This is a genomic window from Sulfidibacter corallicola, assembly GCF_017498545.1.
In the GTDB taxonomy this organism is placed as follows: Bacteria; Acidobacteriota; Holophagae; order Acanthopleuribacterales; family Acanthopleuribacteraceae; genus Sulfidibacter; species Sulfidibacter corallicola.
In genome coordinates, this window is the sequence record NZ_CP071793.1 from 972,124 (window position 1) to 996,636 (window position 24,513).

General features: G+C 60.6%; 20 protein-coding genes. 13 read left to right on the forward strand and 7 right to left on the reverse strand.

Going from position 1 to position 24,513, the window contains the following annotated elements:
- Nucleotides 1–50 precede the first annotated feature (50 nt).
- Nucleotides 51–1,040, reverse strand: coding sequence for an FAD:protein FMN transferase (locus J3U87_RS02785; RefSeq protein ID WP_237381503.1), 990 nt, complete (start codon nucleotides 1,038–1,040; stop codon nucleotides 51–53).
- Nucleotides 1,041–1,727: 687 nt separating this feature from the next.
- On the opposite strand from J3U87_RS02785, the gene J3U87_RS02790 reads away from it, so the two are divergent.
- On the forward strand, nucleotides 1,728–2,123 hold the full coding sequence (locus tag J3U87_RS02790) for a response regulator (protein WP_237381504.1): 396 nt from the start codon (nucleotides 1,728–1,730) through the stop codon (nucleotides 2,121–2,123).
- Between the two features lie 84 nt (nucleotides 2,124–2,207).
- Here J3U87_RS02790 and J3U87_RS02795 read toward each other — a convergent pair whose 3' ends face one another.
- On the reverse strand, nucleotides 2,208–4,379 hold the full coding sequence (locus J3U87_RS02795; protein ID WP_237381505.1) for an FkbM family methyltransferase: 2,172 nt from the start codon (nucleotides 4,377–4,379) through the stop codon (nucleotides 2,208–2,210).
- Nucleotides 4,380–4,880: 501 nt separating this feature from the next.
- On the opposite strand from J3U87_RS02795, the gene J3U87_RS02800 reads away from it, so the two are divergent.
- Nucleotides 4,881–6,119 (forward strand): threonine/serine exporter family protein, encoded by a 1,239-nt coding sequence (locus J3U87_RS02800; protein ID WP_237381506.1) that lies wholly within the window; start codon nucleotides 4,881–4,883, stop codon nucleotides 6,117–6,119.
- Between the two features lie 952 nt (nucleotides 6,120–7,071).
- Here J3U87_RS02800 and J3U87_RS02805 read toward each other — a convergent pair.
- The 4 genes from J3U87_RS02805 to J3U87_RS02820 form a co-directional block, all read right to left on the reverse strand.
- The gene (locus tag J3U87_RS02805; RefSeq protein WP_237381507.1) at nucleotides 7,072–9,060 is read right to left on the reverse strand and encodes a rhomboid family intramembrane serine protease; all 1,989 of its coding nucleotides are present in this window, start codon (nucleotides 9,058–9,060) and stop codon (nucleotides 7,072–7,074) included.
- A 290-nt stretch (nucleotides 9,061–9,350) separates the two neighbouring features.
- Nucleotides 9,351–9,704, reverse strand: a complete 354-nt coding sequence (arsC, locus tag J3U87_RS02810; protein WP_237381508.1) for an arsenate reductase (glutaredoxin) — start codon at nucleotides 9,702–9,704, stop codon at nucleotides 9,351–9,353.
- Nucleotides 9,705–9,932: 228 nt separating this feature from the next.
- Nucleotides 9,933–10,502: a hypothetical protein gene (locus J3U87_RS02815; protein ID WP_237381509.1), complete on the reverse strand. Its 570-nt coding sequence runs from the start codon at nucleotides 10,500–10,502 to the stop codon at nucleotides 9,933–9,935.
- Between the two features lie 138 nt (nucleotides 10,503–10,640).
- Nucleotides 10,641–11,132, reverse strand: a complete 492-nt coding sequence (locus tag J3U87_RS02820) for a CBS domain-containing protein (protein ID WP_237381510.1) — start codon at nucleotides 11,130–11,132, stop codon at nucleotides 10,641–10,643.
- A gap of 720 nt (nucleotides 11,133–11,852) precedes the next feature.
- Here J3U87_RS02820 and J3U87_RS02825 point away from each other — a divergent pair.
- The 7 genes from J3U87_RS02825 (at nucleotide 11,853) to J3U87_RS02855 (ending at nucleotide 20,326) form a co-directional block, all read left to right on the forward strand.
- Nucleotides 11,853–14,165: a DNA polymerase II gene (locus J3U87_RS02825; RefSeq protein WP_237381511.1), complete on the forward strand. Its 2,313-nt coding sequence runs from the start codon at nucleotides 11,853–11,855 to the stop codon at nucleotides 14,163–14,165.
- A 411-nt stretch (nucleotides 14,166–14,576) separates the two neighbouring features.
- A complete protein-coding gene (locus J3U87_RS02830) occupies nucleotides 14,577–16,442 on the forward strand; it encodes a sodium:solute symporter family protein (RefSeq protein WP_237381512.1) in 1,866 nt (621 codons plus the stop codon).
- A gap of 132 nt (nucleotides 16,443–16,574) precedes the next feature.
- The gene (locus J3U87_RS02835; RefSeq protein ID WP_237381513.1) at nucleotides 16,575–16,820 is read left to right on the forward strand and encodes a hypothetical protein; all 246 of its coding nucleotides are present in this window, start codon (nucleotides 16,575–16,577) and stop codon (nucleotides 16,818–16,820) included.
- Nucleotides 16,821–17,000: 180 nt separating this feature from the next.
- Nucleotides 17,001–18,587: an FMN-binding glutamate synthase family protein gene (locus tag J3U87_RS02840; RefSeq protein ID WP_237381514.1), complete on the forward strand. Its 1,587-nt coding sequence runs from the start codon at nucleotides 17,001–17,003 to the stop codon at nucleotides 18,585–18,587.
- Nucleotides 18,588–18,676: 89 nt separating this feature from the next.
- Entirely contained in the window at nucleotides 18,677–19,399 is a 723-nt protein-coding gene (locus J3U87_RS02845; protein WP_237381515.1) for an NAD(P)H-binding protein, read from the forward strand.
- A gap of 118 nt (nucleotides 19,400–19,517) precedes the next feature.
- Entirely contained in the window at nucleotides 19,518–19,880 is a 363-nt protein-coding gene (locus J3U87_RS02850; RefSeq protein ID WP_237381516.1) for a DnaJ family domain-containing protein, read from the forward strand.
- An 83-nt stretch (nucleotides 19,881–19,963) separates the two neighbouring features.
- Complete coding sequence (locus J3U87_RS02855; protein ID WP_237381517.1) at nucleotides 19,964–20,326, forward strand: heavy-metal-associated domain-containing protein; 363 nt, start codon at nucleotides 19,964–19,966, stop codon at nucleotides 20,324–20,326.
- A 366-nt stretch (nucleotides 20,327–20,692) separates the two neighbouring features.
- Here J3U87_RS02855 and J3U87_RS02860 read toward each other — a convergent pair whose 3' ends face one another.
- Nucleotides 20,693–21,358 carry a hypothetical protein gene (locus J3U87_RS02860; RefSeq protein WP_237381518.1) on the reverse strand — a complete coding sequence of 222 codons (666 nt, stop codon included), beginning with the start codon at nucleotides 21,356–21,358 and terminating at the stop codon, nucleotides 20,693–20,695.
- Between the two features lie 209 nt (nucleotides 21,359–21,567).
- Between J3U87_RS02860 and lysW the strand changes: the two genes are divergently transcribed.
- From lysW to J3U87_RS02880, 4 genes are all read left to right on the forward strand, one after another.
- On the forward strand, nucleotides 21,568–21,759 hold the full coding sequence (gene lysW / locus J3U87_RS02865; protein ID WP_237381519.1) for a lysine biosynthesis protein LysW: 192 nt from the start codon (nucleotides 21,568–21,570) through the stop codon (nucleotides 21,757–21,759).
- 163 nt (nucleotides 21,760–21,922) lie between these two features.
- On the forward strand, nucleotides 21,923–22,807 hold the full coding sequence (gene lysX / locus J3U87_RS02870) for a lysine biosynthesis protein LysX (protein ID WP_237381520.1): 885 nt from the start codon (nucleotides 21,923–21,925) through the stop codon (nucleotides 22,805–22,807).
- Nucleotides 22,797–23,846: an N-acetyl-gamma-glutamyl-phosphate reductase gene (gene argC, locus J3U87_RS02875; RefSeq protein WP_237381521.1), complete on the forward strand. Its 1,050-nt coding sequence runs from the start codon at nucleotides 22,797–22,799 to the stop codon at nucleotides 23,844–23,846. Before lysX ends, argC begins: the two co-directional genes overlap by 11 nt.
- Before the next feature lie 18 nt (nucleotides 23,847–23,864).
- The gene (locus J3U87_RS02880; RefSeq protein ID WP_237381522.1) at nucleotides 23,865–24,500 is read left to right on the forward strand and encodes a class II glutamine amidotransferase; all 636 of its coding nucleotides are present in this window, start codon (nucleotides 23,865–23,867) and stop codon (nucleotides 24,498–24,500) included.
- Nucleotides 24,501–24,513: the final 13 nt, after the last annotated feature.

Sequence of the window (24,513 nt, forward strand, 5' to 3'; positions counted from 1 at the left end):
TTGCCGATCGGGAAGCGGCCGTCTCGCGCCCCAGCCCGATCCCGGGATCGCTAGAAGTCGAGTTGGGTTTGGATCTGGTCCGAGTAGCGCAGTTCGCCTTCCGCCGTGACCAGAATCGCCTCGACGCCCTTCAGCCGGTTCACCAGGTCCAGGCCGGCGCCGCGACCCATGATGAAGACCGCCGTGGCCAGGGCGTCCGCGACCTCGCCGTCGGGACAGATGATGGTCACGCTGCGAAGGTCGTTTGCAGGAAATCCGGTTTTGGGGTTGAGGATGTGGCTGTAGCGCTTGCCGTCGATGGTCACGAACCGCTCGTAGTCGCCCGAAGTGACCACCGCCTGCTCGCGAATGTTCAGCCAGGCGAACACCGAATCCCTCTTTTGGGGATCGGCGATCGCGACCGACCAGGGGCTGCCGTCTTCGCGCTGCCCGAACGCCACCAGGTCCCCGCCCGCATTCACGACCCCGGATGAGATGCCTCTTTCCTTCAGCACGTGAACGGCGCGATTGGCCGCGAAGCCCTTGCCGATCGCGCCGAAACCCAGGCGCATCCCCGGCTTTTCGAGGAACACCGTCCGATTCGGGGCGTCCAAGGCGATGCGACGGTAGTCCACCAAGGCGAGTTTGCCGGCGAGGTCTTTTGGGTCGGGGAGCTTGGGATCGGCTGCCTTGAAATCCCAGAGCTGACCGGCACCGGCAAAGCTGATGTCGAACACCCCGTCGGTCAGGGCCGAGATCTTCGACGCGCGACGGATGAGACCGAACAGTTCGGGCGAAACCGCCACCGGATGCCGGCCCGCGGCCCGGTTGATCCGAGTGGTTTCGGAATCGTCGCGCCAACTGGAGATCATCGCTTCGAGCCGATCGATTTCCGCGTAGGCCGCCTCGATGGCGGCTCGGGCGACCGCCGCGTCGGGGTGGACCGCCGTGATCTCGAAGCGCGAACCCATTTTTTTGGCCACCACTTTTTCGGTGGCCGCCTCGATCGGGAGCAGGTGCCCGACGAGACCGAACATCAACAGGACCGGGAGTGAACGCATGGGACTCCTCTTGGTTTGGAGGTGGGATTGGGGTTGCTTGTCTGATGCATCGCCTTGGCGGCGGGTTGAGATGTCGCAATACGGGCGGTGATATTGAGATTGCGTGTCGATACGCTGTGTTGTCGCCGTGGCGTGGCGGGGATTTCGCGTGTGGGGGGTCGCTTCGTTTTGCCGTCGATTCGCGGAATCGGGCGACCGCTGTGTCATGCTCGCATGTCGCATTTCGCGAAAACCACGTGCGAAATCTTTCGTGGTTCGCGAGTCGAGAGCCCGTCACGCGACCTTCTCGAGAGCGTCGCGAAAAACCGTTCGGGCCTGGTGGCGACCGGGGCGTTCGGTCAGATTGCGGAGCTCCTTGGTTCGGGCTCCTCGTGTCTCACGATAGGGGCTTTCCGGCCCGTGATCAAAAAGATTATTTTTTTGTAATCCTTTTGGTGACGGGGGATCCAGGGTCGTTTGGGGCCGAGATTCGGTGGTTTGGATCGGTTCGACCGCGCGCTTCGGGAGAGGCGGCGAAAGCCACCCTTCGGACTTAAATTTTGGGCGTGACGCTTGTCACATAAAAAGGAAGATTTAAAGCCTTTTTTAGTTATGTGTCTCGGGAAACTTTCTAGCTTGGGGGAGTGTGTTTTTATGGGGTTGTAATCAATTCCAATCGGAAAACCTGTTAAAAGAGGAAAGATTGCAATGAAGAAGATCATTCTATCAATGCCCGATCAAGGTGAACGGGCGACGATCGCGAAAACGATCGAGGAGCTGGGCTTTTTCTGCATTCAGTGCACGACTGGCATCCGCACTTTGCTGGTATTGGAAGACAATCCCGAAGTTGACTTGCTCTTGCTCGACGTCGATTTGCTGGAATTACGTGGTGAAGAGTTGATTCAAATTCTTCGGGGGCGTGAGGATCACAAGGACTTGCCGATCATCATGCTTTCCGAACTTTCCGGATATGACGGGATCGCACATTATCTCGATCTCGGCGCATCGCGCTTCTTAACCAAACCTGTAGAATACAACGAGTTGCGTGATTGTCTGATGGACAACACCATGTCTCAAGAGTTCGCGGTTTCGGATTCGATCTAAAGCGCTATGTCGCGATGTGGGTCCATGGCGATTCACATCGCGACCCTCGACTGGCGTCTCGGCCTCCACCCGTTCGTCCGATCTTCACGGACGGGACGGCGACCGATTCACCACCAGAAAATCGCCTTGCTGGAACCGCGGCAGCCCCTCGAAATATTGATGTGCCGCTTCGATGTCGCGTAATTGGACCAGGCGGGCGAATTTGCGATTGCCGATCTTGTTTTTTTCGAAGGCGATCAGTTCCGAGAAACCCAGGCGTTCGATTTGCGCCAAGCAAGTCTTGAAATTCTCCGAATAACCACCCGTGTATTCGAAGCTCAATAGTTCGACCGGCTGGTGGAGTCCGCTCAGGACGAGGCCTTCCAAGTTCTCCACGTCGACTTTGATGTAGGTGGGCAGGCCGTGACGTTCGATCAGCGTGTCCAGGGTCAGGCAGGGTTTGACGATGGCTTTGGACCACTCGCGCTCGTCCCGGAGCAGGCCGTCCTGCCATTCGAGGCTGCAGCTCGACGAGGCTTCCACCTCGCACTGATAGAAATCGATGTGGCCCTCGCGATCGGCCACGCAGACATTCTCGACGATGACCTGGGGCCCGAAATTTTCGTTGTTGCAGGTCAGGTGTTCCAGTGGTTCCACTGCGACGACTCGGGCCCCGGCGGCGGTGTAGACCCGCGTCATGTTGCCTTGATTGGCGCCGATATCGAACACGAGCGCGCCCTGGAGCTCGGGCTCGATGACCTGGTTGATCAGGTCCTGGCGTTGGAAACCGGGTAACGGGGTGATGCCGCGTTCCTTCAGTGCCATGGAGCGACCGGCCGCGGTTAGGGCCAGGTCCGGCGCGTAGCCCAGCCATTCGATGAGGCCCGTGAACGCCTCGCGCAGGGTATCCGATTTGAGGGCGGCGGACACGTCGCGTACCTTTTCGAAGGGGAGGTCGGGTAGGTGGAGTTTGGAGAGATCGGGATTGCCCCGATGACCCCAGACCGAGAGTTGGTCGGCCCAGTCGCCGATCGGGTCTTCCATGCGGAAGCGGAAAAATCGCGAGGAGGTGGTGAGGCTGTCCCGAAGCTGCTGGTGCCAGAGCACGAAGAAGGCGGTCAGTTGGTGGAGTGGGTCGTCCCAATGCCGAAGCGAGGGCGAGCGAGCCTGAAGCGCCTCGAATAGCGGCGTGCGGTGGAGTTCGGTGTGGAACCAATGGGAAATGACCTCGAACGGGTGGCGCGACATGAGGATGGTCGCGAAGGGGCCCTCGGCCGGGACGAGGCCCGGCAACAGCCAGGCCACGGAGAGAACCTCTGCGTCCGGTTTCAGCAGGGGCAGGGAAGAGCCCACCTTCGCCGCTTTCTCGAGAGTCGCGGCATCCAGCTCCAAGCGGGTCGTGCGGTCGATGCGAAATCCTTCCAGCAACTGCGAGAGTGCGATCAGGGCCTCGCGGTCGGGACTGGTCACCACCACATCCAAAACGGGACCACTCGCCTGGTGGCGCCGCTCGCCCCACTTCTGGAGATGCACGTGTTTGGGCTGCCCGCCGTGGCGAAACAGGTCGTAGATCATGGGCAGTTGACCGAAGTCGAAGGCGCGCAAGCCCGCGCGGGCGAGGTCCCAGGCCATCACGGTCGCGGTGGGGCCGACACTCAGCAGAAACAGGCAATCCTTGTCCGCACTGTTCTTGGCCTGCTCGCGGCATTCGGACAGCAACGCGTCGTACTGGTCCCACGCATTTTTGCGTGGGGTCGGGATGACGGTGACGGAGGCCGCGTTATCGAAGAGCTCGTGGTGCTCCAGTTCCGTCGGCGAGAGGAAGTGCAAGTGCCAGCCCGGCTGCCGCACGTGGCGCATGTTGCCCACGAAGATCAGGTGCTTGTCGGCCCACAGTTCCTTGAAGCGGTCGAAGTAGTCATCGCTCATCAAGCCCACGATGCCTTCGGGGCGGGTGATGAACGAGGAATACCAGGTGGCTGAACTCCCTCGGAAATAAGGATTCGTCTTGTCGCGTAGCTCGCGCCACATGTAGAAGTTGATCCAGTCCAGGTTGAGCTTGGAGAGCTCCGTGTAAATGGGGGGAATGCCCACCAGCACGCCGGGTTGGTCGTTGGCGAGAACCTGACGTAGGCGCAGGTGCAGGGTCTCGTCCATGCGCTGGGCGACGATCGGCTGTTTCATCAAGGCGTATTTGAGTTCTCCGTCGCCGAACCGGCAGATGGCGCGGGCCTCGGCCAAGACGTCGAGCGTGTCCCATTCGTTCACGAATCTCATGGACCCAACCTTTCGCTGTGATGGTCGCGCGCCACACCACGAAACCGGCCGGTGCCCGGGAGGGGCTAGCCTGGGGAGACGCGGTGGGGTTTGGACTGTGGGAGCAGGTGGTTTCATTCAACCACGAATGGAATGGCCCGTCCATCCCCGTGGGTGAGGCGGTGGCGATCGCCTCACAGGGAGGCAGGAGGGTTGCGGCGACAGGTTCGATTCTCTCCCGCTGGGGCTTCGGTTCGGCGGGCGTCCCGCTATCCATCTCGGTCATTGCGAGCGAATGTCCATCCATAAACGGGGTGTTTATGAAAATGCGCCTCTGAATCGGCAGGATCGCCAACGCCGGCAGGCATCGGCAGTCAGGTATCAGGTACCAGCTAATTACCTATGAACACGTATCTTGCCGATACCTGACGCCTGATACCTGATACCGTGCCCATCCACCCAAACCACCTTGGGAGTCGTAATCCTTTCGTTTCTGGATGGGCACGGGGTAGGATGTGGGCCATGAGTTGGTTGAAGGAACACGGCAAGGCCGACACACCACAAAACCAAACCATCGATCTGGTGCTCGACTTGGCTCAGGCGCTGCAACGCTGCGGCTTGCCTTCCCATCGAGTCGAAGCGGCCATGGAACGACTGATCGATGCACTGGGCCTGATCGGCCAGGTGTTCATCGCGCCATCCTCGATGTTCGCCACCTTCGGTGAAGGGGCCGAACGACAGACGTTCATGCTGCGCGGCACTTCGGGCGACGTGAATCTCGAAAAGCTCGATCGGTTCGATCGGCTCGCCCAGCAAATGGTGTCCGGGGACCAAACGGTCGCCGAGGCACGGGCCCAGTTCTGCGAGATCGAACAGGCTCCGGATCGCTACGGTGCCCTGTTGACGACGCTGTGCTTCATGCTCTCGTCGGCCGGTGCCGGCCGCTTGTTCGGCGGAGGTTGGCGCGAGGTGGCGGCGAGCGGGCTGATCGGCCTCTGGGTCGGAATCCTGATCAACCTGGCCCCGCGGTTCGAGGCGGTGGGCCGGCTCATCGCGCCGCTGGCCGCGGTCGGAGCCATCGTGGTCGCCAAACTGGCCGCCTATTGGCTGGGCCCCATGTCGGTTTTCATTCCCACCGTGACCGGGTTGATCGTGCTGATTCCCGGGCTGAGTCTCACCGTGGCCATGACCGAATTGGCCACCGGTCATTTGATTTCGGGTACTTCCCGATTGGCCAACGCTGGAGTCTTTTTTCTGTTGCTGACGTTCGGCATCGCGCTTGGCGGCCAGGTCGAGAGTCTGCTGCCGGGAGAAATCGCCGTCGGTGCGCCGCAACCGTTGCCCATGTGGACCGAGTGGGTCGCCTTGGTGGGCGTGGCGTTCTCGTTCGTGGTGTTGTTCCGTGCCCATCCCAAGGACGCGCTCCTCATCTTCCTGGCGGGCGTCGCTTCCTTTACCGGCGCGCGGTACGGCAGCACCTTGCTCGATCCCCAACTGGGCGGATTTCTGGCGGCCTTGTTCCTCGGATTGTTGAGCAACGGCTTTGCACGCCTGTTCAAGCGACCGGCGGCCACGGTGCTCGTGCCGGGAATCATGTTGCTCGTGCCGGGGAGCATCGGATTCAAGAGCATGTCGTCGCTGTTGGCTCGCGAGACCATGCTGGGCGTCGAGACCGGATTCGCGATGGCGATCGCGGGCATTTCCCTGGTGACCGGGCTGATCTTCGCCAACGTGTTGATGCCCCCCAAGAGCCCGTTCTAGCGCCGAAGCCGGCTGCACCAACGCAAGTGCCTCGAAGTGCCCGCAAGCTGAGAGCGACGTTTTGCCCGTAGGTTGGCCCGCTGGGCCGACGCGTCGAAGCAACTCACTTTAAATGCACCACTTAACCCCAAGACAACGCCTTCATTTTCCCTAACGCCACCACCAAGGTGCGGTTGTCTCCAATTCCCGCCATTTCGAAAGAGCTGCCGTGCCTGTAGGGGAGGGGGCGGCCCAGGCCAGCCTGCTCCACCAATCGAAGTGGCGTCCGTCTCGGGTGATTTCAGGGCTGAAGAGCGAAGCCCTCGTTCTCGCCGGTGATCACTTCGCCAAAGCACCATGGCTCATGGTACCCGCATGCTGAAAGAGCTGCCGTGCCTGTAGGTGAGGGGGCGGCCCAGGCCAGCCTGCTCCACCAATCGAAGCGACTACCAACCCTGAAAATTCAAAGCTGGAAGTTCCCACATGACGAGAGAATTGCCGGGCCGGGAGGTTAGAAACCGCGCAAGCCTGCCTGCTTCGCCCGTAGATGGGTTGTGTATTCGGTTGGAAACATGGTTTCGGAGATACGGGCTGCGCTCATTAATTGGTTTGAAAATATAGAGTTACTGGCTTCGATTGGTTGAGCAAGCTGCTCAACCTACAGGCCCTTCGTCCCTCTCGTGGCGCGGGCAATTCGAAAGCATTTACTTCGATGTAGCGCCGAAGCTGGGTCGGCGCTTTTTCGCGAGATCAGCCGCCGACCTGGTCGCTGGTGCGGCCGTAGATTTGTAGCATGGTTTCGGAGATACGGGCTACGCTCATTAATTGGTTTGAAAATATAGAGTTACTGGCTTCGATTGGTTGAGCAAGCTGCTCAACCTACAGGCCCTTCGTCCCTCTCGTGGCGCGGGCAATTCGAAAGCGTTTACTTCGATGTAGCGCCGAAGCCGGGAAACAGCGCTTTTTCGCGAGATCAGCCGCCGACCTGGTCGCTGGTGCGGCCGTAGATTTGGAGCTCGAAGGCTTCCAGCGACGGAAAATGGGGCAGGGGCGCACCATCGAGAATCTCGGGATCGGGCAGCAACGACGCGCCCGACTTCTGGTGGATCTCGCCGATCAGGGCCCGAAACGCCTCGGCGGGTTTGGCGTGGCCCGGTACCAGGTCGGTCGGCTTGAATTGGTTGCCGAACATGCGCAAGGCTTTGTGCTGCGCCCGTTCCTGGGTCGGTTCGGCGTCCAGCAGATCCAGCACCACGAACCCCTTGCTGTTGCGGCACCGGATCGCCGCGACCGCGATGCCCTTGACGTGTCCGTAGGTCACCGTGGTTTCCTGTCCGCCCGGCCGTCGAATCAACAGGCCGCGTGGCCGCCGGTTCAAGGGTGTGACCGGCATGACCCGCAGCTTGCGGACCTGGTTCTGGGTGAAGGGATCCTCGTGTACGGCGAAGCCCGAATCGGCCGCGGCGCCGCCCGCTTCCTCTTGGGTTGGGATCGGCGGAGGCGCGGCCAGCGCCAGCGCCAGCACCTCCGCTTTGGGATCGGTCAGCTCGGGAAAGCGCCGCTCCAACTCCAGCCTTTGCGCGTCGAGTTCGGTTTTTTCGGAATCCGACCAGCGCGATTCGGCCAGTTCTTTCAGGAGGCCGTGGTGATGGAGTTGGGGCGAGGCGAACTGGGCCTGTTCCAACCATTGGCTCATTTGTTTCTTGGTGAGGCGTGGCCCGGCGTCGAGCAAATGTGCCAGCACCCGTTCACCGTCTTGTCGATGATTCCCCTGGTCGAGCCCTTGGGCCAGGTCCAGAGCGCGATCGATGTCGATGTGGGTGTCGGGCACGTATTGCGTCAGTTCGGTCCAGTGGAAGTAGGCGCGTTCGTATTCGCACTCGTCGGTCAATCGGTGCACCAAGGCGACGCCCAAATCGCCGTGTCGATGGGCCCGGTCCATGCGAACCGCCTGATTCCAGAGGTGTTCGCCAAACTGGAACTCTTGGGGATGATCGCGATGGGCCTCGGTCAGAAGCCGGTAGGCGGTTTCCTTGTCGTTCATGTAGAGCGCATCGCCGATTCGAGCGTGGTATTTCAGGTCGCCTGGCAGGCGGTCGAACTCCGAGGAGAACAAACGTTTTTCCACGTTCAGGTGCTTCAATAGAAAGGCGGTCGCCGCTGCGGTCAGGAACAAGGTGATTTCGGCGATGGGCGAACCGGTGGTGAGCCGATAGGTGGGCGCCAGGGAGGCGGTAATCCAGCGCAGGATGAGCCATAGGGCGGCCACGGCCCAGATCGGGATCGTCGCATAGCGCACCTCGAAGGGGGGGACCACGTAGGCCAGGCGGATTTGCGATTTGATGAACCGGGTCAGGTAGGCGCCCAGCAGGGCTGCCACCAGGGGACCGGCACCGATCAGGGGAGTCAGGGACTGGGGTCGTTCCACCAGGTATACCAGGCCGCCACTGGCGATGGCGGCGGTGCAAAAGGCCGCGAAGAAGGGCCGACCCCAACGGTCTTCCACGTGGGGCGCCAGGATGTAGAGGAAAAGCAGGGTGGAGATCAGGGCGACGAGACCGGTGTGAATGAAGGCATAGGTCAGAAAGTTGGGGAGGCGCGGTGCATAGGGTACCAGGCCCCATTGCTGCGCCGTGCGGTCGTTCCAGGCGCGAATGGCGGCGATCTCCAGTTGTGCCAGGTAGGTCTGGTCGTTGGGGTGCTTTTTCACGAGGGTGGGCGCGTGGGTGCGAACATGTCCCAGCCAGGGCAATGCGGCGCAAATGCGGTCGAAATCTTCCGAGGTCTCCAGATCGGGGAACGCCTTCGCGTATTGGGCCGTGATGGCCAGCGGGTAGATCGGGTCCTCCGTATCGTGATGGAGTCGAGTGACCAGGTAGCCGGCGAGCATTGCGCCGAGCAGGACGAAGGTGACCACGGGCTTTCGTCGCAGGCGCGTGTTTTCGGATGAGACGGGAATCATGGCGGACCCTTTCCGGCAAGAGCGGCGCGAAGGTACGAGGGCGACGCGGCCGAGATGATCGCAGGTTCGGGATTCAGTGGGTGATGGCTTCAAGCATAACCGAATCCGCCCATAAATCGGGGCGAAACCTCGCGGTCGTCCGGGCCGTGGCGTCGTCTTCCTTCTGATTTTCCATCCCGATCAGCGCCGACTGCCGGTGTTCACCACAGCATGGCCGAGAACCGGTCCTTGCCCAGTCAGGCGAACCTGGTTGGCAGTTGGGATCTCTCCAAATTCTGGATGGGCACCGGTCAGATGATTTCCATGACCCGCTCGGGCGGGCGACCGACCACGACCTCGTTGCCGTTCACCACGATCGGCCGTTCGATCAGGATGGGGTTTTCGGCCATGATTTTCAGCCACTCGGCACGGGACCGATCGTCGTTTTTGTCGAGTCCCAGCTCGGCGAACCGCTTTTCCCTGGTGCGGCAGATGGCCAGGGGCTCGACCGCCATGGCGCGGCACCAGGCATCGAGGGTGGTCGCCGAGGGCGGCGTCTCCAGGTATTTCACGATCTTGGGCTCGATGTCGTGGTTGCGAAGGATCTCCAGAGCCAATCGGCTCTTGCTGCAGCGGGGGTTGTGGTAGATGGTGACTTGCGACACGGGAAGTACCTCGGTTTTCTTGGGAATGATCGCGCCGGTGTGTGCGGTGGATCGGACCTGTCCGGAGCCTTGGTTCTTCCGGAACCCATCCGTCGTTCCAGCCCATGTGGCATCGCGCCTGGCTTTCGGTTCAGGCCCTGTGAAAAGCCCTTTCCCGATCTCCTGAAGTGCGATGACACGCCCCTCCAGTCGGCACGTCGATCGCCTGGCTAGGCTGCTGGATGGGCGCTAATTACTTTGCCACCAGGGCTTCGAAAAGTCCACGTCTTCCGGTGCGACCGTGATCGCCTCGGGATTGGTGAACCGCGACCAGAACACCGCCTCGACCTGGGTATCCACCAATCGAAAGGTCCCCTTGGCCAGTTGCTCGTGCAGGAAGGCCTCGTAGGCGCCGGCCGGCTCCATCGGGCTTCCCTGGCGTGCGATCACCCGGCCGCCGTAACGGTCGTACAGGGCTTTGTTGACCTTCCATTGCAGGACCGCCGCGCGGGCCACCTGGACCTGGAACTCCGATATTTCCGTTTGCCCGCTGTTCCGGGCGATGATCGCCAACAAGGGCCGCACCTCTTCATCGCTGATGGCGATGCCCTCGGCCGTCATGAAATCGTCCACCAGGTCGGTAAAAATGATGTTGCAGATTTCTTGACGCAGCGTGTCGTCGACGAACGCGTAATCACCGCTGTAGAAGGTTCGCGATTTGAGCTGTGCCAGGACTTCGCCCCGCGCTTCGTCCCCTTTCGAGGGGGCGTTTTGAAAGGCACCGACGAGCGACAGGCTCAAGAGAAGGATCCACGGCATGACAACTCCGGACGGCATGGGTAATGCGCGGGCCGGCATGAAAAAGGCGGCCTCGCTTCGAAGCCGCCTCTTTGCGAACGTGTCACATGCACGTCCCTCGAAATAGTGAAGATCGGCTGTTCGTACCGAACTTCCGCGTCAATGGGACGTCGCGGCTTGCTTCATGTATTTAAGCCGCTTTTTATGAAAATCGCAAACGACCCGCAACACATCCCACCGGCGCACGATCCCGACCAATCGGGTATCTTCCAGTACCGGAATCTTCTTGAAAGGGTAGTCCAGGAAATGTTGGGCCACCTCGTTGAGGCCGGTGTGCGGGGTTACGGAGATGATTTTGTCGTGTTCGGTCATGAATAGGGAGACGGGACCACCGTGGCTCTCGTTTTCATAGGAATTCTGGGTGACGATGCGCAACATGTCCTTTTCAGACACGATTCCCAACAGGTTTCTGTCTTTTTCGCTGTCCACGACCATCGCCGCGCTCGAACTCCTTCCCAGGATGAGATCCATGGCTAGGTATATATCGGTGTCGGGTGTGACGGTTACGAAAGATCGGGACATGAATTGTTCGACATGGGGGTAGCTTTCACGGGTAACGCTTTGCAGCTTACCCTGATAACTGGCGACCATGGGGCTCTCCTTTCACTAGGGTTTGGGGAAGGGATCGTTGGGGTGGGGGTCTCGAATCCGCATCCGAAATTGCTGGTAAAGAACCGCCAGATGTGTCGTGGAGGAACACCACTTCCTGCACTCGCGGGCTCGGGGGGTGGGAGAACTTGTTGAAACGTTAAATTCAAGTAAACCATAAAACGACAGCGGGAAGCAACTGTGGCGCCGCTGAAGGGTTGGCGTTCCGCAAAAGTGGGCGGCGCACGGGAAGGGCCACGTGTCGTGGACGGCCTGGCCTCCTTTCGAGCTCTGTGGGCCGGGTGAGGTGCGCGGGGGTGGCCTCCGCCAGAGCCTCGGTGCGGTGCGATCGGAAGCGGCATCCGCACAGGGGATGGGTTGTGTCTTGTGGTGGTTGATTTCTGGAAAACGCTGTATTTTTAAGGGTTTGTGAATTGCTGGATGGGGCTGGATTGACCTGTGTGGACCTAATCCCTTTTTGGAGGGGTTCCTCCGGCTTTTTTTGATCCCACGTCAATTATTTCCTGTGATAAGGTATCCCTTCCGTCGACACGGGCGATTCATCCTCCCCTCGGCTTGCGACGCTCTCACCTTTGGTCCTTTTCCACCTTTTTGCGGTGTCGCCTTTTGGAGTGATCACATGTTCGGCGGTGCAATCGAAGAATCCACGATTCATTCGACCCACTGACCCGTTCGGCCGTGGACGGTTGAGGGAGGCTCTACTTGCCAAATTACGACGTTTTTTTGTGGACCGGTGAGTGGGAGGACAGCGACGAGCGGTTCCGACTCATTTATTATGGAAGGGCCGAAGGGTTGGGCTCGGTCAAGTTGGTCTTCGATCAGTCGCCGCCGGTGTTTTTTATTGATCGCGACGAGAAACTGCCCGCCCTCGATTTCGATTACGAGCGCAAGCCACTCAAATTACAATCCTTCCAGGGCCGCGCCGTCGATGGCCTCTATTTCCGCACCCAGCGCGATCTGCGCACGGCCGCCGACCGGTTCCACGCCACCGGCGTTCGCCATTTCGAGCCCGAAGTTCGTCCCACCGAGCGTTTCCTGATGGAGCGTTTCGTCCAGGCCTCGGCCGTAATCGTGGGCGAATACGAGGAAGAGGGCGATCTGAAGGTGTTCCACAATCCCAAGATCAAGCCCGGAACCCAGGTGCCGAAGCCGCGCGTGGCCTCGATCGACATCGAGACCGGCGTGACGATCGACATGCTGTTTTCGATTGCGATTCACATAACCGGGCCTGCGGCCGACGGCACGGAAGAAGAGATCAAACGGGTCTACATGTTGTCGGACCGTCACGCCGAGGTCCCCGAGGAGAACCTGATCTACTACGCCTCTCAGGCGGATTTGCTGAAGGCCTTCCTGGCCGACTTCCGGGCTTGGGATCCCGACGTCATCATCGGTTGGCACGTGGTGGGCTTCGACCTGATGTATTTGGAGCGCAAGTGCAACGCCTTTGGGATGGAGCTGGATCTGGCGCGCGGTGGGCGCAAGATCTCGCTTACGGAGCGGCCAGGCGCAGGGTATTTCGCCGATATTCCCGGCCGCATCGTGATCGACGGCCCGCCGAGCATGCGCGCCGCCGGATTTCGTTTCGAAAATTTCAAGCTGGAAACCGTGGCCCAGGAGCTGTTGGGCTCCGGCAAGCTGATCACCTCCGACGGCACCAACAAGGTGGCCGAAATCGAGCGCCAGTTCCGTGAGGACAAGCCGGCCCTGGCGCGCTACAACCTGGAAGACTGCGTGCTGGTCACGGATATCTACAACCTCACCGGGTTGGTGGACTTCGTGCTGAAACGCAGCATGGTTTCGGGTTTGTTGCCTGACACCTCGTTGATCGCCAAGGCCGCTTTCGACCACCACTACCTGCCGCGCCTGCATCGCCTGGGCTATGTGGCCCCGCGTGAGCCGGCCGAGCGCGACAACGCCAAGGCCGCGACCGAACGGCCGCTCGATGCGCGGCCCGGTGTCTACGAGCAGGTGGTGCACCTGGACCTCAGCAACCTCTACTTCTCGATGCTGCGCAATTTCTGCATCGACCCGCTTGCCCGGGTCAAGGCCGAAGAAGATCCGATCGTGACTCCCGACGGCCAGAAATTCTCTCGCAAGCATCACGTTCTGCCCGAGATCCTCAAGCGACAGATGGACTGGTTGGCGGTTGCCGAAACCAAAAAAGACACACAGATGGTCAAAGCCTGCCGTCTCACCCTCAAGAGTTTCCTGACCGTTCTGACCCGCAAGGGCTCGCGTTTCTTCGAGCCGACCCTGGCCGACGCGATGAAGGCCTGCGGGCAGTGGTTCCTGCGCGAGAGTCAACAATTCCTCGAGGGCCGCGGTTATCGGGTGGTTTTCGTCGACACCCGTTCCTTCCTGATTCAGGCGCCCGACGGTCAATCGGCCACCGAAGCCGGGCCGCGGCTGGTCGAAGAACTCAACCGCTTCGGCATGGAGCGGCTCCAGCGCGATTTCCAGATTCAGGCCGAGTTGTCGTTGGGTTTCGAGTGCGCCTACCGCAAACTGGCCCTCATTTCCGATGTTTCGCAGGCCTCGCGCTACGTGGGCCTTCGCGAGTCGGAAAACGGCGAACACCTGGAAGTCGAAGGGCTCGCGCTTTCCGGTTCCGATTGGACACCCCTGGCCCGCGAGTTCCAACACGAGCTCTTCACGCGGTTCCTGAAGGACGATGCCTTCGAGCCCTATGTCAAGGGCTTCTACGACGACTTGCGCGAAGGCAAGTTCGACGACCGGTTGGTCTATCGCAAGAAGCTGGTGAAGGATCTCGACAGCTACACCAAAAACGTACCGCCGCACGTCAAGGCCGCGCGGATGATGAGCCACCACCCGGGTCGCTACGTCGATTTCGTCTATTCGCGGCGCGGACCGGTGCCGGCCGAGCCGTTACCCTCCGATCTGGATTACGAGCACTACGCCAACAAGCAGCTCAAACCCGTCGCGGACCCGTTGCTGGGCTTGCTGGATCTCTCCTTCTCGGCGATTACCGAGCCGACCCAGATGGGCTTGTTCTAGGCTGATCAGCCCACTTTTCCGGGGTTCCGCAGGTCGCCTTGGTTTGGACCGGGTCTCCTCGGGCACCGTTGCGGAATCGTAAAAATCGACCTGCAGCTTACACCGGGTTTCTCTCTGGGAAATCGTCGCTTATCGGTGTCGCCTGCGGTGAGGGCGATATGTGACGTGGGTCAGTTTTCTGGGTTTTGTCCGTTAAAAGATTGTATAGTTGATAATTCATCCCTTTTGGATTTTTCCTTTGTCTCGACATGGGATCTGTCACAGAATAGTTTCCCTGGTTCGTGTACCTTGACGCTTTAGCTACCGACAATCGAGAACACTCACGGCGGAATGCTGACTTGGGGCACGATCTGGCTTGCCATCGGTTTTTTCCTACTCTTTCTGTAAACCCACTCTCAGAGCAGGTATTCAATGGCTTTTTCCCGGATTGACTGGTTCGTCTTCCTTGTCCTTATCGCCGTTTCGCTGGGGATCAACGTCTATTTTTTCAGACGTGGGAACAAGAGCCTGCAAGAGTTCTTTCTGGGAGGTCGCAATCTGCCCTGGTTCGTGGCCGGGATCTCGATGGTCGCGACCACCTTTGCCGCGGATACGCCGTTGGCCGTGACGGAGATCGTCGCCGAGAACGGGATTTCGGGGAATTGGCTTTGGTGGAACGCGCTGGCCGGCGGCATGCTGACGACCTTTTTCTTCTCCCATTTGTGGTCGCGTTCACGCGTCCTGACCGAGGCCGAATTCATCGAATTGCGCTATAGCGGGAAGAGTGCCGCCTTTTTGCGCGGCTTCAAGGCGGTCTATCTCGGTTTTTTCATGAACATCCTCATCCTGGGCTGGGTCAACCTGGCCATGGTGACGATCCTCCAGGTTTTCTTCGGGTTATCGGAGCCGATGGCCCTGTTCGCCGTGTTCGGCGCGATGGCGTTCACCGCGGCCTATTCCACGATATCGGGTTTGACGGGCATCGCCGTTTCGGATGTGTTCCAGTTCTTCTTCGCGCTGTTTGGGTGTCTCGTGCTGGCCTTTTTGGTGGTTTCGTCACCGGAAGTCGGCGGAATCACCGGATTGAAGCACCATTTGGCCTCGAGCGGGGCCTTGGAATTCTTTCCGCGAATCACCTCGGTCGACGGCATGGCCGCGGGTGTGCTGGCCCTGCCGGTGGGCTCGTTCTTCGCCTTCATCGCCATGCAGTGGTGGGCGAGCTGGTATCCGGGCGCCGAGCCCGGTGGCGGCGGCTACGTGGCCCAACGCATGATGAGCACCAAAAACGAGAAAGATGCCTTCTGGGCCTCGCTCATTTTCAATATCTTCCACTACTGCGTACGCCCCTGGCCGTGGATCCTGGTCGCGCTCTCCACCTTGATCCTGTACCCCGATCTGGGGGCCGACGAACGGCGGTTCGGCTATGTGATGGCGATGCGCGATTTCCTGCCCGCGGGGCTCAAGGGCCTGCTCATGACCACCTTTTTCGCGGCCTACATGAGCACCGTGTCGACCCAACTCAATTGGGGTTCGAGCTACCTGGTCAACGACCTCTACAAACGGTTTTTCAATCCCAAGGCCAACGACCGCAATTTCCTCAAGATGGCACGGGTCCTGACCGTGGTGTTGATGGGCTTTTCGCTGATCGTCACGTCGCTGATCGAGTCGATCACGGACGTGTGGATCTTCATTTTTCAATGTGGTGCGGGCCTCGGCCTGGTTCTGATCCTGCGGTGGTACTATTGGCGGATCAACGCCTGGAGCGAGATCACCGCCACCATCGCGCCCTTCGTGCTCTTTTCGTTCTTCCACTTCACGGATATCGGCGCCATGATCTCCGATCACCTGGGCTGGGGCATGACCTTCGTGGTGGTGGTGCTGTGTACCACCTTGGCCTGGTACCTGGTGACCCATTGGACGCGACCGGTGGATGCCTCCAAGTTGATCGATTTCTACGTACGGGTGCGTCCCAACGGATGGTGGAAGCCGGTCGACAAGCGCCTCAACATTTCGATTCCCAAGCAGCCACTGGCCTATTCGGTCATCTGTTGGGTGGCGAGTCTGGCGATGGTCTACGGCGTGTTGTTCCTGGTGGGCAAGGTGATCTTCCGCGAGTGGTACGAAGCATTGGCCTACACCGACCTGGCCTTGGCGGGGTTCCTGGTGTTGCGGCTGTTCCTGCCCAAGACGGACATCTACCAGGACAGCGAAGAGCTGAGCGAGATTCTGCTCACGGCCGAGGAAGAGGCTTCGCGGATGAAGCAACCGGCCCAGGCCGGTGCCGCCGGCTTCTGGTAAGGCGGTTTCGCTTCGGCAACGAACCGCCTTCCGCTACAATCATGGGTGTATCCCGACTCCAGGTCCTCTGTACTGAGCCGGGCGCTCGCCCTCGATACCGCCTGCCCTTCATAGGATCGACTGAGGTGTGCCGTGTTTTCGTGGCTGTTCGGCAACAAATCCAAGGCTTCCAAAAAGAATCCCGAACCCTCCGCGCCGGAAAAGGCCGAGCTGTTGAAACGCGACGCCTCCCAAACCGGGCCTCCGGACATCGTTCAGGAAGACCTGACACCACCTCCTCCACGAGACCCCGACCAGGTGATCGAGTCGATGGGCGGCCCCGAGGAAGTCGCGAAGATCATCAAGTCATTGATTGCCGAGGACAAACAAGGCCGCTGACCGCCCATGTGCCCGGGGTTGACGAGGAACCGCCTCAGTCTGCTAAGTTAAGTCCGTGGTTCCCATCGGATTGCCCCTTACGCGGTTCGCCGATCTCGGTCCATCGTGGTTCGGTTCTCCATGGTTCGGCATACCGTGGTTCGGCATTCCGACCGTTCGAAGTCCGCAGGGGAGGTCCCCATGCGCCGTCTCTTTCTCCTCATCTCGACGCTGTCGCTCGCATCGATCGCGGTTGGCGCTTCCTTCTATCGCCCGACCCTGTGGATCCTGACGGCGGTGGGTCCCTTGTGCCTGCTCGGCTATTGGGACATCCTGCAAAAGAAACACGCAATCTTGCGGAACTTCCCCCTTCTGGGGCACTTCCGCTACCTGTTCGAACTGGTACGGCCCGAAATCAACCAGTACTTCGTCGAGTCGAACACGGACGGTCGGCCCTTTAGCCGCGAGCAGCGTTCCATCGTGTACCAACGCGCCAAACAACAATTGCAAACCCTGCCGTTCGGCACCCAGCAGGACGTCTACGAGGAAGGCTATCAGTGGCTGGCGCACTCGATGGCTCCGGTTCATGTGGACCCCAAAGACCTGCGCGTCACGATTGGCGAGGGTCAATGCACCCATCCCTACTCGGCATCGTTGCTCAACATCTCGGCGATGAGTTACGGCTCGCTCAGCGCGCACGCGATCCTGGCCCTCAACGGTGGCGCCAGAATGGGCGGATTCGCCCACAACACGGGCGAGGGCGGCATCAGTCCCTACCACGTGCGCGAAGGCGGTGATCTGATTTGGCAGATCGGCACCGGGTATTTCGGGTGCCGCACACCTGACGGATCCTTCGATCCCGAAACGTTTGCCGAAAACGCGGCCCGACCCAGCGTGAAGATGATCGAGATCAAGTTGTCCCAGGGCGCCAAACCGGGACACGGCGGCATCTTGCCCGCCAAGAAACTCACCCCGGAAATCGCCGCCATTCGAGGTGTTCCACTTGGCCAGGACGTGCTTTCGCCGCCGGCGCACAGCGCGTTCACCACGCCGCGTGGTTTGATTCGATTCGCCACCCGGCTGCGCGAACTCTCGGGTGGCAAGCCGGTCGGCATCAAACTGTGTGTGGGGCGTCGCCATGAATTCGTGGCGCTGTGCAAGGCCATGGTTTCCGAGGGGAGCTGGCTGGATTACGTCGCGGTCGACGGTGGCGAAGGCGGCACCGGGGCGGCGCCGCTGGAGTTCTCCAACCATTTCGGCAATCCGCTGAGCGAAGGCCTGTTTCTGGTGCACAACGCATTGGTGGGCTTCGGATTGCGCGACAAGGTTCGCGTCATCGCTTCCGGTCGTATCATCGAGGGATTCGACATCGTGCACAAGTTGGCGATCGGCGCCGATCTCTGTTATTCGGCCCGGGCCATGATGTTCGCCCTGGGATGCATCCAGGCCTTGCGCTGCAACGCCAATGTCTGCCCCACGGGTGTGGCGACCCAGGACCCGGAACTGGTCAAGGGCCTCGACGTGGGCGACAAGCGCGTGCGGGTCTGCCGTTTCCACGGGGAAACGCTGAATTCGACGGCCGAGCTGCTCGGCGCGATGGGTCTGCACCACTCGAGCGACGTGGGGCCCTGGCACGTGCTTCGCCGCACCTCGCCGGTGAAGGTCCACACCTTGGCCGATCTCCACGACTACGTGGCGCCCGGTGCGTTCCTCGGTGACGATCTGCCGGCGGTCTACCGCGACATCATCCGCAGCGCCAGTCCCGATACCTTTTCCTATCAACGATGATCGGGCGTCATGGTGGCGATCCGGCTGTGGCGCAAATACTCTTTCCCGCGCGAGGCAACGTTTGCGCGCGATCCGCGTAGGCTCTGATCATGGAACACGCACTGATACTTGGCGCAAGTGGCCTGGTCGGCGGCCATTGCCTGAAATTTTTGCTTCAAAACGACACCTTCGGCCACGTGACGGCCTTGGTGCGTCGCGACATCCCCGAAAACACCTTGTCGGTCCATCCGAAGTTGACCTGGCTCCCTTTCGATTTCAAGGACCCTGCGGCCTACGAGACGTTGCCCGCCACGGACGCCGTGTTCTGTTGCCTGGGCCAGCCGCTGAATCGGCTGCATCGCCACCGCGAGCTCCTGGAGGTGGATTGCCACTACCCGCTACGCGTCGCGCGGCGGGCCGCCTCGACGGGTGCCCGTCATTTCGCCATCGTCACGTCGAGTGGGATCAGCCGTTATTCGCCGCTCTTCTACTGCCGGGTCAAGGCGAGGGTCGAACGCGAGCTGGCCGAATTGCCCTTCACCAGCCTGCACCTGTTCCAGCCGTCGCTGCTGTTGGGAGAGCGGTCGGATCCCCACCCGTTACAGGCCTGGTGGGGTCGGGTTCTGACGCCCGCAGCCCCCTGGTTTCGCGGGCCACTGGGCCGGTTTCGTCCGGTGGCCGCCGAGGCGGTGGGGTTCGCCATGGTCCACACGGCGCTTCGACCCGAACCGGGCGTGGGTCGCATCCCGTCCCACCAGATCCAAGAGCTGTTCGCCCGTCATGCCCACGAGACGGAGTCGCTGCGAGGAACGTCCTTCGCACGGGAGCCCTGAGCGTTTTTGGGGCGAGCTCCGGTGTCGGCCGAAAGGACGGAGCCCGAGCACCCGAGAAAAAGGTGCCCCTTTCGGCGCCGTTGGTAGGATAATGGGGCTGCATCCGCGGAGGTGTTCGATGCACTTTTTGGATCGCCTGGTCGAAGAGCGCATTCGTGCGGCCCAGCGCGACGGTGCTTTCGACAATCTGCCCGGGAAGGGCAAGCCACTGGAGTTCGAGGATGACAGCGGTGTTCCCGAGGAGCTTCGTGTCGCTTACAAGATCCTCAAGAACGCCGGTTGTGTGCCGCCCGAAATGGCCTTGCGCAAGGAATTGGTGTCGCTTCAGGCATTGATCGAAACCGCCGAGGACGAACGCGCGGCATTGCGTTACCGGCGCCAACTCAATTTGAAGCGGTTGCAATTGGAGACTGCCATGCAGCGGTTGGGCAGGAACATTCCGCTGGATTATCTCGAGGCTGTCCAGGAAAAATTGAATTGAAACGAGCGCGGGGGAAAAGGCCGCGATTTGGCACTTCGGCCGCCGCGTGACGCATGCGTTTCCCACGAACAAGGAGCATTTTCATGTCGCACATCCGAGAACAACGTCCCCTGCGGGGTCTGATCCTCCTGGCCGCGGTGGCCGTGGCGCTGCTGCTCACGGCGTGTCACAGCGAGGCTTCCAAGTCGGAACCGGCCGAGATCGTCACCACCCGTTTTTCGGTCGAGGGGATGACGTGCGATTCTTGTAACCAGGCGATTCAGGGCGCAGTGGGCAAGCTCGCGGGGGTCGAATCGTGCGTGGCCGATTTCCAGACGGGCACCGCCGTCGTTCGCCACGACGCGGGTGCGGTTCCCGTGGCCACCCTGCAGGAGACGATCGATCGATTGGGCTACCAATCGAAACCCGAAGCCGCCAAAACGCCCGAGCCCGCCGCTTCGCAGTGAGGCCTTCCGAAGGACCCGAGTGTTCGCAGGCGGTAGGCGCCGGGCCCGCCCAGGGCACTGGGCCCACTGTCGAAGTGACTCCGCCTTGGCGTCCCTTTTGAAATGCGGGAACCTCCTACCGGTTTGCTTTGACGGAGAAGGTACACCGAACATCTTCGCTTCGCTCTTTTTTATCTTTAAAACGGTTGTTTGAGTGGCTTCGATTGGTGGAGCAAGCTGCTCCACCTACCGGCACGACGATCCACTCGGGATGCGGGAGCTGCCTGTTTGAGCCACTCCGAATGTCGGCCGGGCCGGCTTACCGCCCCTGACCAACCCACCGGCACGACGATCCGCTCGGGATGCGGGAACTCTCGGCTCGTGCCGCTACGTCAGGCCGTTGCGCTTCTTGCCGAATCGGGCCAGGATCGATTCGAACGCCAGATTCACCGTGGACGACTCGATGTAGATGATGAACTCCGTGGCCGTCGAGGAGACCTCGATCACGTTGATGCCCTGCAACGCCACCATCTGCAGCATCAGGTACAGCACTCCTGGCACCTCCAGGAACTTCTCGTGGAACTTCACCCCCACCGACGCCAGATCGCGGTGAATGTGCTTGAACGGCTCCCCGATCAATTGCTCCGCCGTTCCTAAGTTCTCGCTCTCGATGATTGCCGTGATCTCGCTGATTCCCTCCGTGATCGTCATGAACCCGTCCGCCTCGCGAATCGTGCCGTACAGCCGGTTCAATTCCGCGTGAGATTGGCGCGTCTTGTTCACGGTGAAGGAACACAAATTGGTGTGAATGTTGACCTTGTCGATGAAGAAATGCTCACGGGGCTTGCTCGTCACCGCCGACAACTCGCGCTTCAGGCGCGAGAGGTTCATCAACACCGCCGATTCCTGGACCTCCTTGTGACAACGCGCCTCGATCAACGGCAACAGGTAACGCGCCACCTGACTGAGGTTCAACAAGTCGTGGTGGAATCCGAGCGAGAGGAACTCGTTTTCCTGGACCAACTCGCGAATGGCGTCCGAGATCTTGCGCATGGGGCCTCCGCCTGAATTCAGGTAGTGTCAAAATCGAGAAAGTATAGATATTTAACATTTTGGATTTATTTTTCACTATTATCTATAAAAAATGTACCCCCGCCAACATCCGCGTTATTTGTTTTGGCCAACGAGGGTCCTCCCCCGGCCTCGTCGGGACGTCCCCCCGTCCCACCCACCTTTGGACAAATTTTGGAGAGGAGGCGGACATGACCACCGCACAAGCAACTGCCACGACCTTTGAATGCGTCGTTTGTGGCGCCCCCATCGAGCTCGGCGACGACACCCTGCAAGGCGAACTGATCGATTGCGGGGACTGCGGCACCGAGCTGGAAGTCGTCAGCACCCAGCCCTTTCTGATTCAGGAAGCGCCGCAGGAAGCTGAAGACTGGGGTCAGTGATCGGTTCCCCACCGGTGGCGGTCACCTGCTTCTTCGGTCTCGGCGTCGGGCCATCGTTCCGGCGCTGTTTGGAAGCGGGAACCGTCGCTTCGCTTTCTCGGCACGACGGGCCCTTCCCCCTACACCGGGCCCCATTCCCCAAGTACCCCATTTAAGGTGATTCATGCGTATCGGGCTTCTTCACTCGGTCATCCGCAAAGATGAAAAACTGCTGATCCAGGCGTTTCAGGCGCAACCCGACGTTACGTTGGTCCCCATCGACGATCGCAAACTCGCGTTTCGACCGGGCCGCCCGCCCGCTGATGTCGATCTGCTCCTGGCGCGCAGTGTCAGCCATTCGCGCAATGTGAACGCGGTTCGCCTGTTCGAGGCGGCCGGTGTGCGCTGCGTGAATCCCGGCCAGGTCATCGAAGTCTGCGGCGACAAGTTGCAAACCTCGCTGGCATTGGGTCGTGCCGATGTGCCCCAACCCGGTTTGCGGATTGCCTTTACCGAGGACACGGCGCTGGCGGCCATCGAAGAACTGGGCTATCCGGTCGTGTTGAAGCCGGTGACCGGTTCCTGGGGCCGTTTGATCGCCAAGATCAACGATCGCGAGGCGGCCGAGGCCTTGCTCGAGCACAAAGCGACCCTGGGTTCCTACCAGCACTCGATTTTTTATATCCAAAAATACGTGGAAAAGGGCGGCCGCGACATTCGCGCCTTCGTGGTCGGCGACCGCTGCATTGCCGCCATCTATCGCGACAGCGCCCATTGGAAGACGAACACCGCGCTGGGCGCCGTCGCCAGCAATTGCCCGGTGACCGAAGAGCTCGGCGAACTCAGCGTGCGTGCCGCTCGGGCCGTGGCCGGCGAGATCGTGGCGGTCGATCTGTTCGAAACCGCCGAAGGCCTGCTGGTCAACGAAATCAACGACACGATGGAGTTCAAGAACAGTATCGATACCACCGGTGTCGATATCCCCGCCGCGATCGCCGCCTATACGGTCGCCGTGGCGCGAGGCGAGCTTTCCCTATGCGATCGGCACGAGGTGGCTCATGTCTCGTGAGGTGCGCGTGGCCATCGCCGGAGGATCCGGCTACACCGGTGGGGAATTGTTGCGGCTGCTGCTGTTTCATCCCCACGTCCAGGTGCAACAAATCACCAGTGAGCGGTTTGCCGGGAAACCGGTGACCAAGGTTCATCCCAATCTGCGCAAGCTGACGCCGCTGAAATTCGACAAAATCGGCGATCTCCAACCCTGCGATCTGTTGTTTCTCTGTCTGCCCCATGGCGAGACCGCCAACCGTTGGGACGATTTCGTGCGACTGGCGCCCAAAGTGATCGACCTCAGCGCCGATTTCCGCCTGAACGACGCGGCCGCCTACCGCCACGCCTACAAGAAGCATCACCCACGCCCGGACCTGCTGCAGCGCTTCGTCTACGGGATTCCCGAGCTGCATCGCGACGAGATCCGCGACGCCGATTACGTGGCCAGTGCGGGCTGCAACGCCACCGCCACGATTCTCGGCCTCTACCCGCTTTATCGCGCCGGGGTGGTCGATCCGGAACGCACGGTGGTCGAAGTCAAGGTGGGCTCCAGCGAGGCCGGCAACCGCGCCAACGAGGGCTCGCACCACCCCGAACGCAGCAATTGCCTGCGCTCCTTCAGCCCCACCGGGCACCGGCACGTGGCGGAAATCACCCAGGAACTCAGTTTCGGAAGCAAAATCCAGGTTCATTTCTCGGCTACCGCGGTCGACATGGTTCGCGGTGCCTTGGCCACCAGTCACGTCTTCCTGAACCAGGGCCTGGAAGAGAAAGATGTCTGGAAAATTTATCGTGAACACTACGCGGCCGAGCCGTTCGTGCGCATCGTCAAGGAGCGCGACGGCATCTACCGCTATCCGGAGCCCAAGCTGTTGGCCGGTACCAACTTTTGCGACGTGGGTTTCGAACGCGATCCGGCCTCCGATCGGGTAGTCGTGATCAGTGCCATCGACAACCTCATGAAGGGTTCCGCCGGTCAGGCGGTTCAGGCCCTCAATCTGATGTGCGGCTTCGAAGAACGCACGGCTCTGGAATTTCCAGGGCTACACCCGGTTTGAGGGAGGAGGGAAGCAATCATGTGTCGCCTGTTGATCACCCGCGCCGATGTGTCCTTTTCGATTTCCGAACGCTTGGCTCCCTTCGCGGAGATGTGCCGCGCCAGCAAGGAATACCAGGGCCACGGCTGGGGCATGGCCTGGCTGGATGGGGAGACCGGGCGGTGGTGTTTCCACCACGAGATCACGCCGATCTGGGAAGACGAGCTGGGTGGCTTCGGCCGGACCCGGCTCTTGGTGGTTCACGCCCGCAGTGCCTTCCGCAACGAGGGCATCGTGGTGGATAACAACATGCCGTTCTACGACGGCCGCCGGGTCTTCATTTTCAACGGGGAATTGCACGGCGTGCGCATTCGCTCCGAGGGCCGTATCGGCGCCGAGAAGATCTTCAATTTCATTCGTCGCTTCGACCGTGGCGATCTCCAGGCCGCACTGGCCAAGGGATCGCGCATCATTCGCTACCGCAGCGACTACGTTCGGGCCTTCAACCTGGTCATGGTGGACGGCGACCGGATTCATCTCGCAAGTCACTTCAGCGAAGATCCCGAGTACTTCACCATGTATCGTCGCGAACGCGGCAACGAAATCTCTTTTTGCTCGCAGCCCCTGGGTGACCACTGGTCGCCGCTGGAAAACGGCACGGAATTGGTGGCTTGAGTATGGGACAGCG

Coding starts and splice junctions, on each gene's coding strand:
- J3U87_RS02830 (WP_237381512.1), top strand. CDS start 14,577: ATGGCTTTTTCCCGGATTGACTGGTTCGTCTTCCTTGTCCTTATCGCC.
- J3U87_RS02845 (WP_237381515.1), top strand. CDS start 18,677: ATGGAACACGCACTGATACTTGGCGCAAGTGGCCTGGTCGGCGGCCAT.
- lysX (WP_237381520.1), top strand. CDS start 21,923: ATGCGTATCGGGCTTCTTCACTCGGTCATCCGCAAAGATGAAAAACTG.
- J3U87_RS02855 (WP_237381517.1), top strand. CDS start 19,964: ATGTCGCACATCCGAGAACAACGTCCCCTGCGGGGTCTGATCCTCCTG.
- J3U87_RS02815 (WP_237381509.1), bottom strand. CDS start 10,502: ATGCCGTGGATCCTTCTCTTGAGCCTGTCGCTCGTCGGTGCCTTTCAA.
- argC (WP_237381521.1), top strand. CDS start 22,797: ATGTCTCGTGAGGTGCGCGTGGCCATCGCCGGAGGATCCGGCTACACC.
- J3U87_RS02850 (WP_237381516.1), top strand. CDS start 19,518: ATGCACTTTTTGGATCGCCTGGTCGAAGAGCGCATTCGTGCGGCCCAG.
- J3U87_RS02840 (WP_237381514.1), top strand. CDS start 17,001: ATGCGCCGTCTCTTTCTCCTCATCTCGACGCTGTCGCTCGCATCGATC.
- J3U87_RS02800 (WP_237381506.1), top strand. CDS start 4,881: ATGAGTTGGTTGAAGGAACACGGCAAGGCCGACACACCACAAAACCAA.
- J3U87_RS02795 (WP_237381505.1), bottom strand. CDS start 4,379: ATGAGATTCGTGAACGAATGGGACACGCTCGACGTCTTGGCCGAGGCC.
- J3U87_RS02820 (WP_237381510.1), bottom strand. CDS start 11,132: ATGGTCGCCAGTTATCAGGGTAAGCTGCAAAGCGTTACCCGTGAAAGC.
- J3U87_RS02790 (WP_237381504.1), top strand. CDS start 1,728: ATGAAGAAGATCATTCTATCAATGCCCGATCAAGGTGAACGGGCGACG.
- J3U87_RS02880 (WP_237381522.1), top strand. CDS start 23,865: ATGTGTCGCCTGTTGATCACCCGCGCCGATGTGTCCTTTTCGATTTCC.
- lysW (WP_237381519.1), top strand. CDS start 21,568: ATGACCACCGCACAAGCAACTGCCACGACCTTTGAATGCGTCGTTTGT.
- J3U87_RS02785 (WP_237381503.1), bottom strand. CDS start 1,040: ATGCGTTCACTCCCGGTCCTGTTGATGTTCGGTCTCGTCGGGCACCTG.
- J3U87_RS02860 (WP_237381518.1), bottom strand. CDS start 21,358: ATGCGCAAGATCTCGGACGCCATTCGCGAGTTGGTCCAGGAAAACGAG.
- J3U87_RS02805 (WP_237381507.1), bottom strand. CDS start 9,060: ATGATTCCCGTCTCATCCGAAAACACGCGCCTGCGACGAAAGCCCGTG.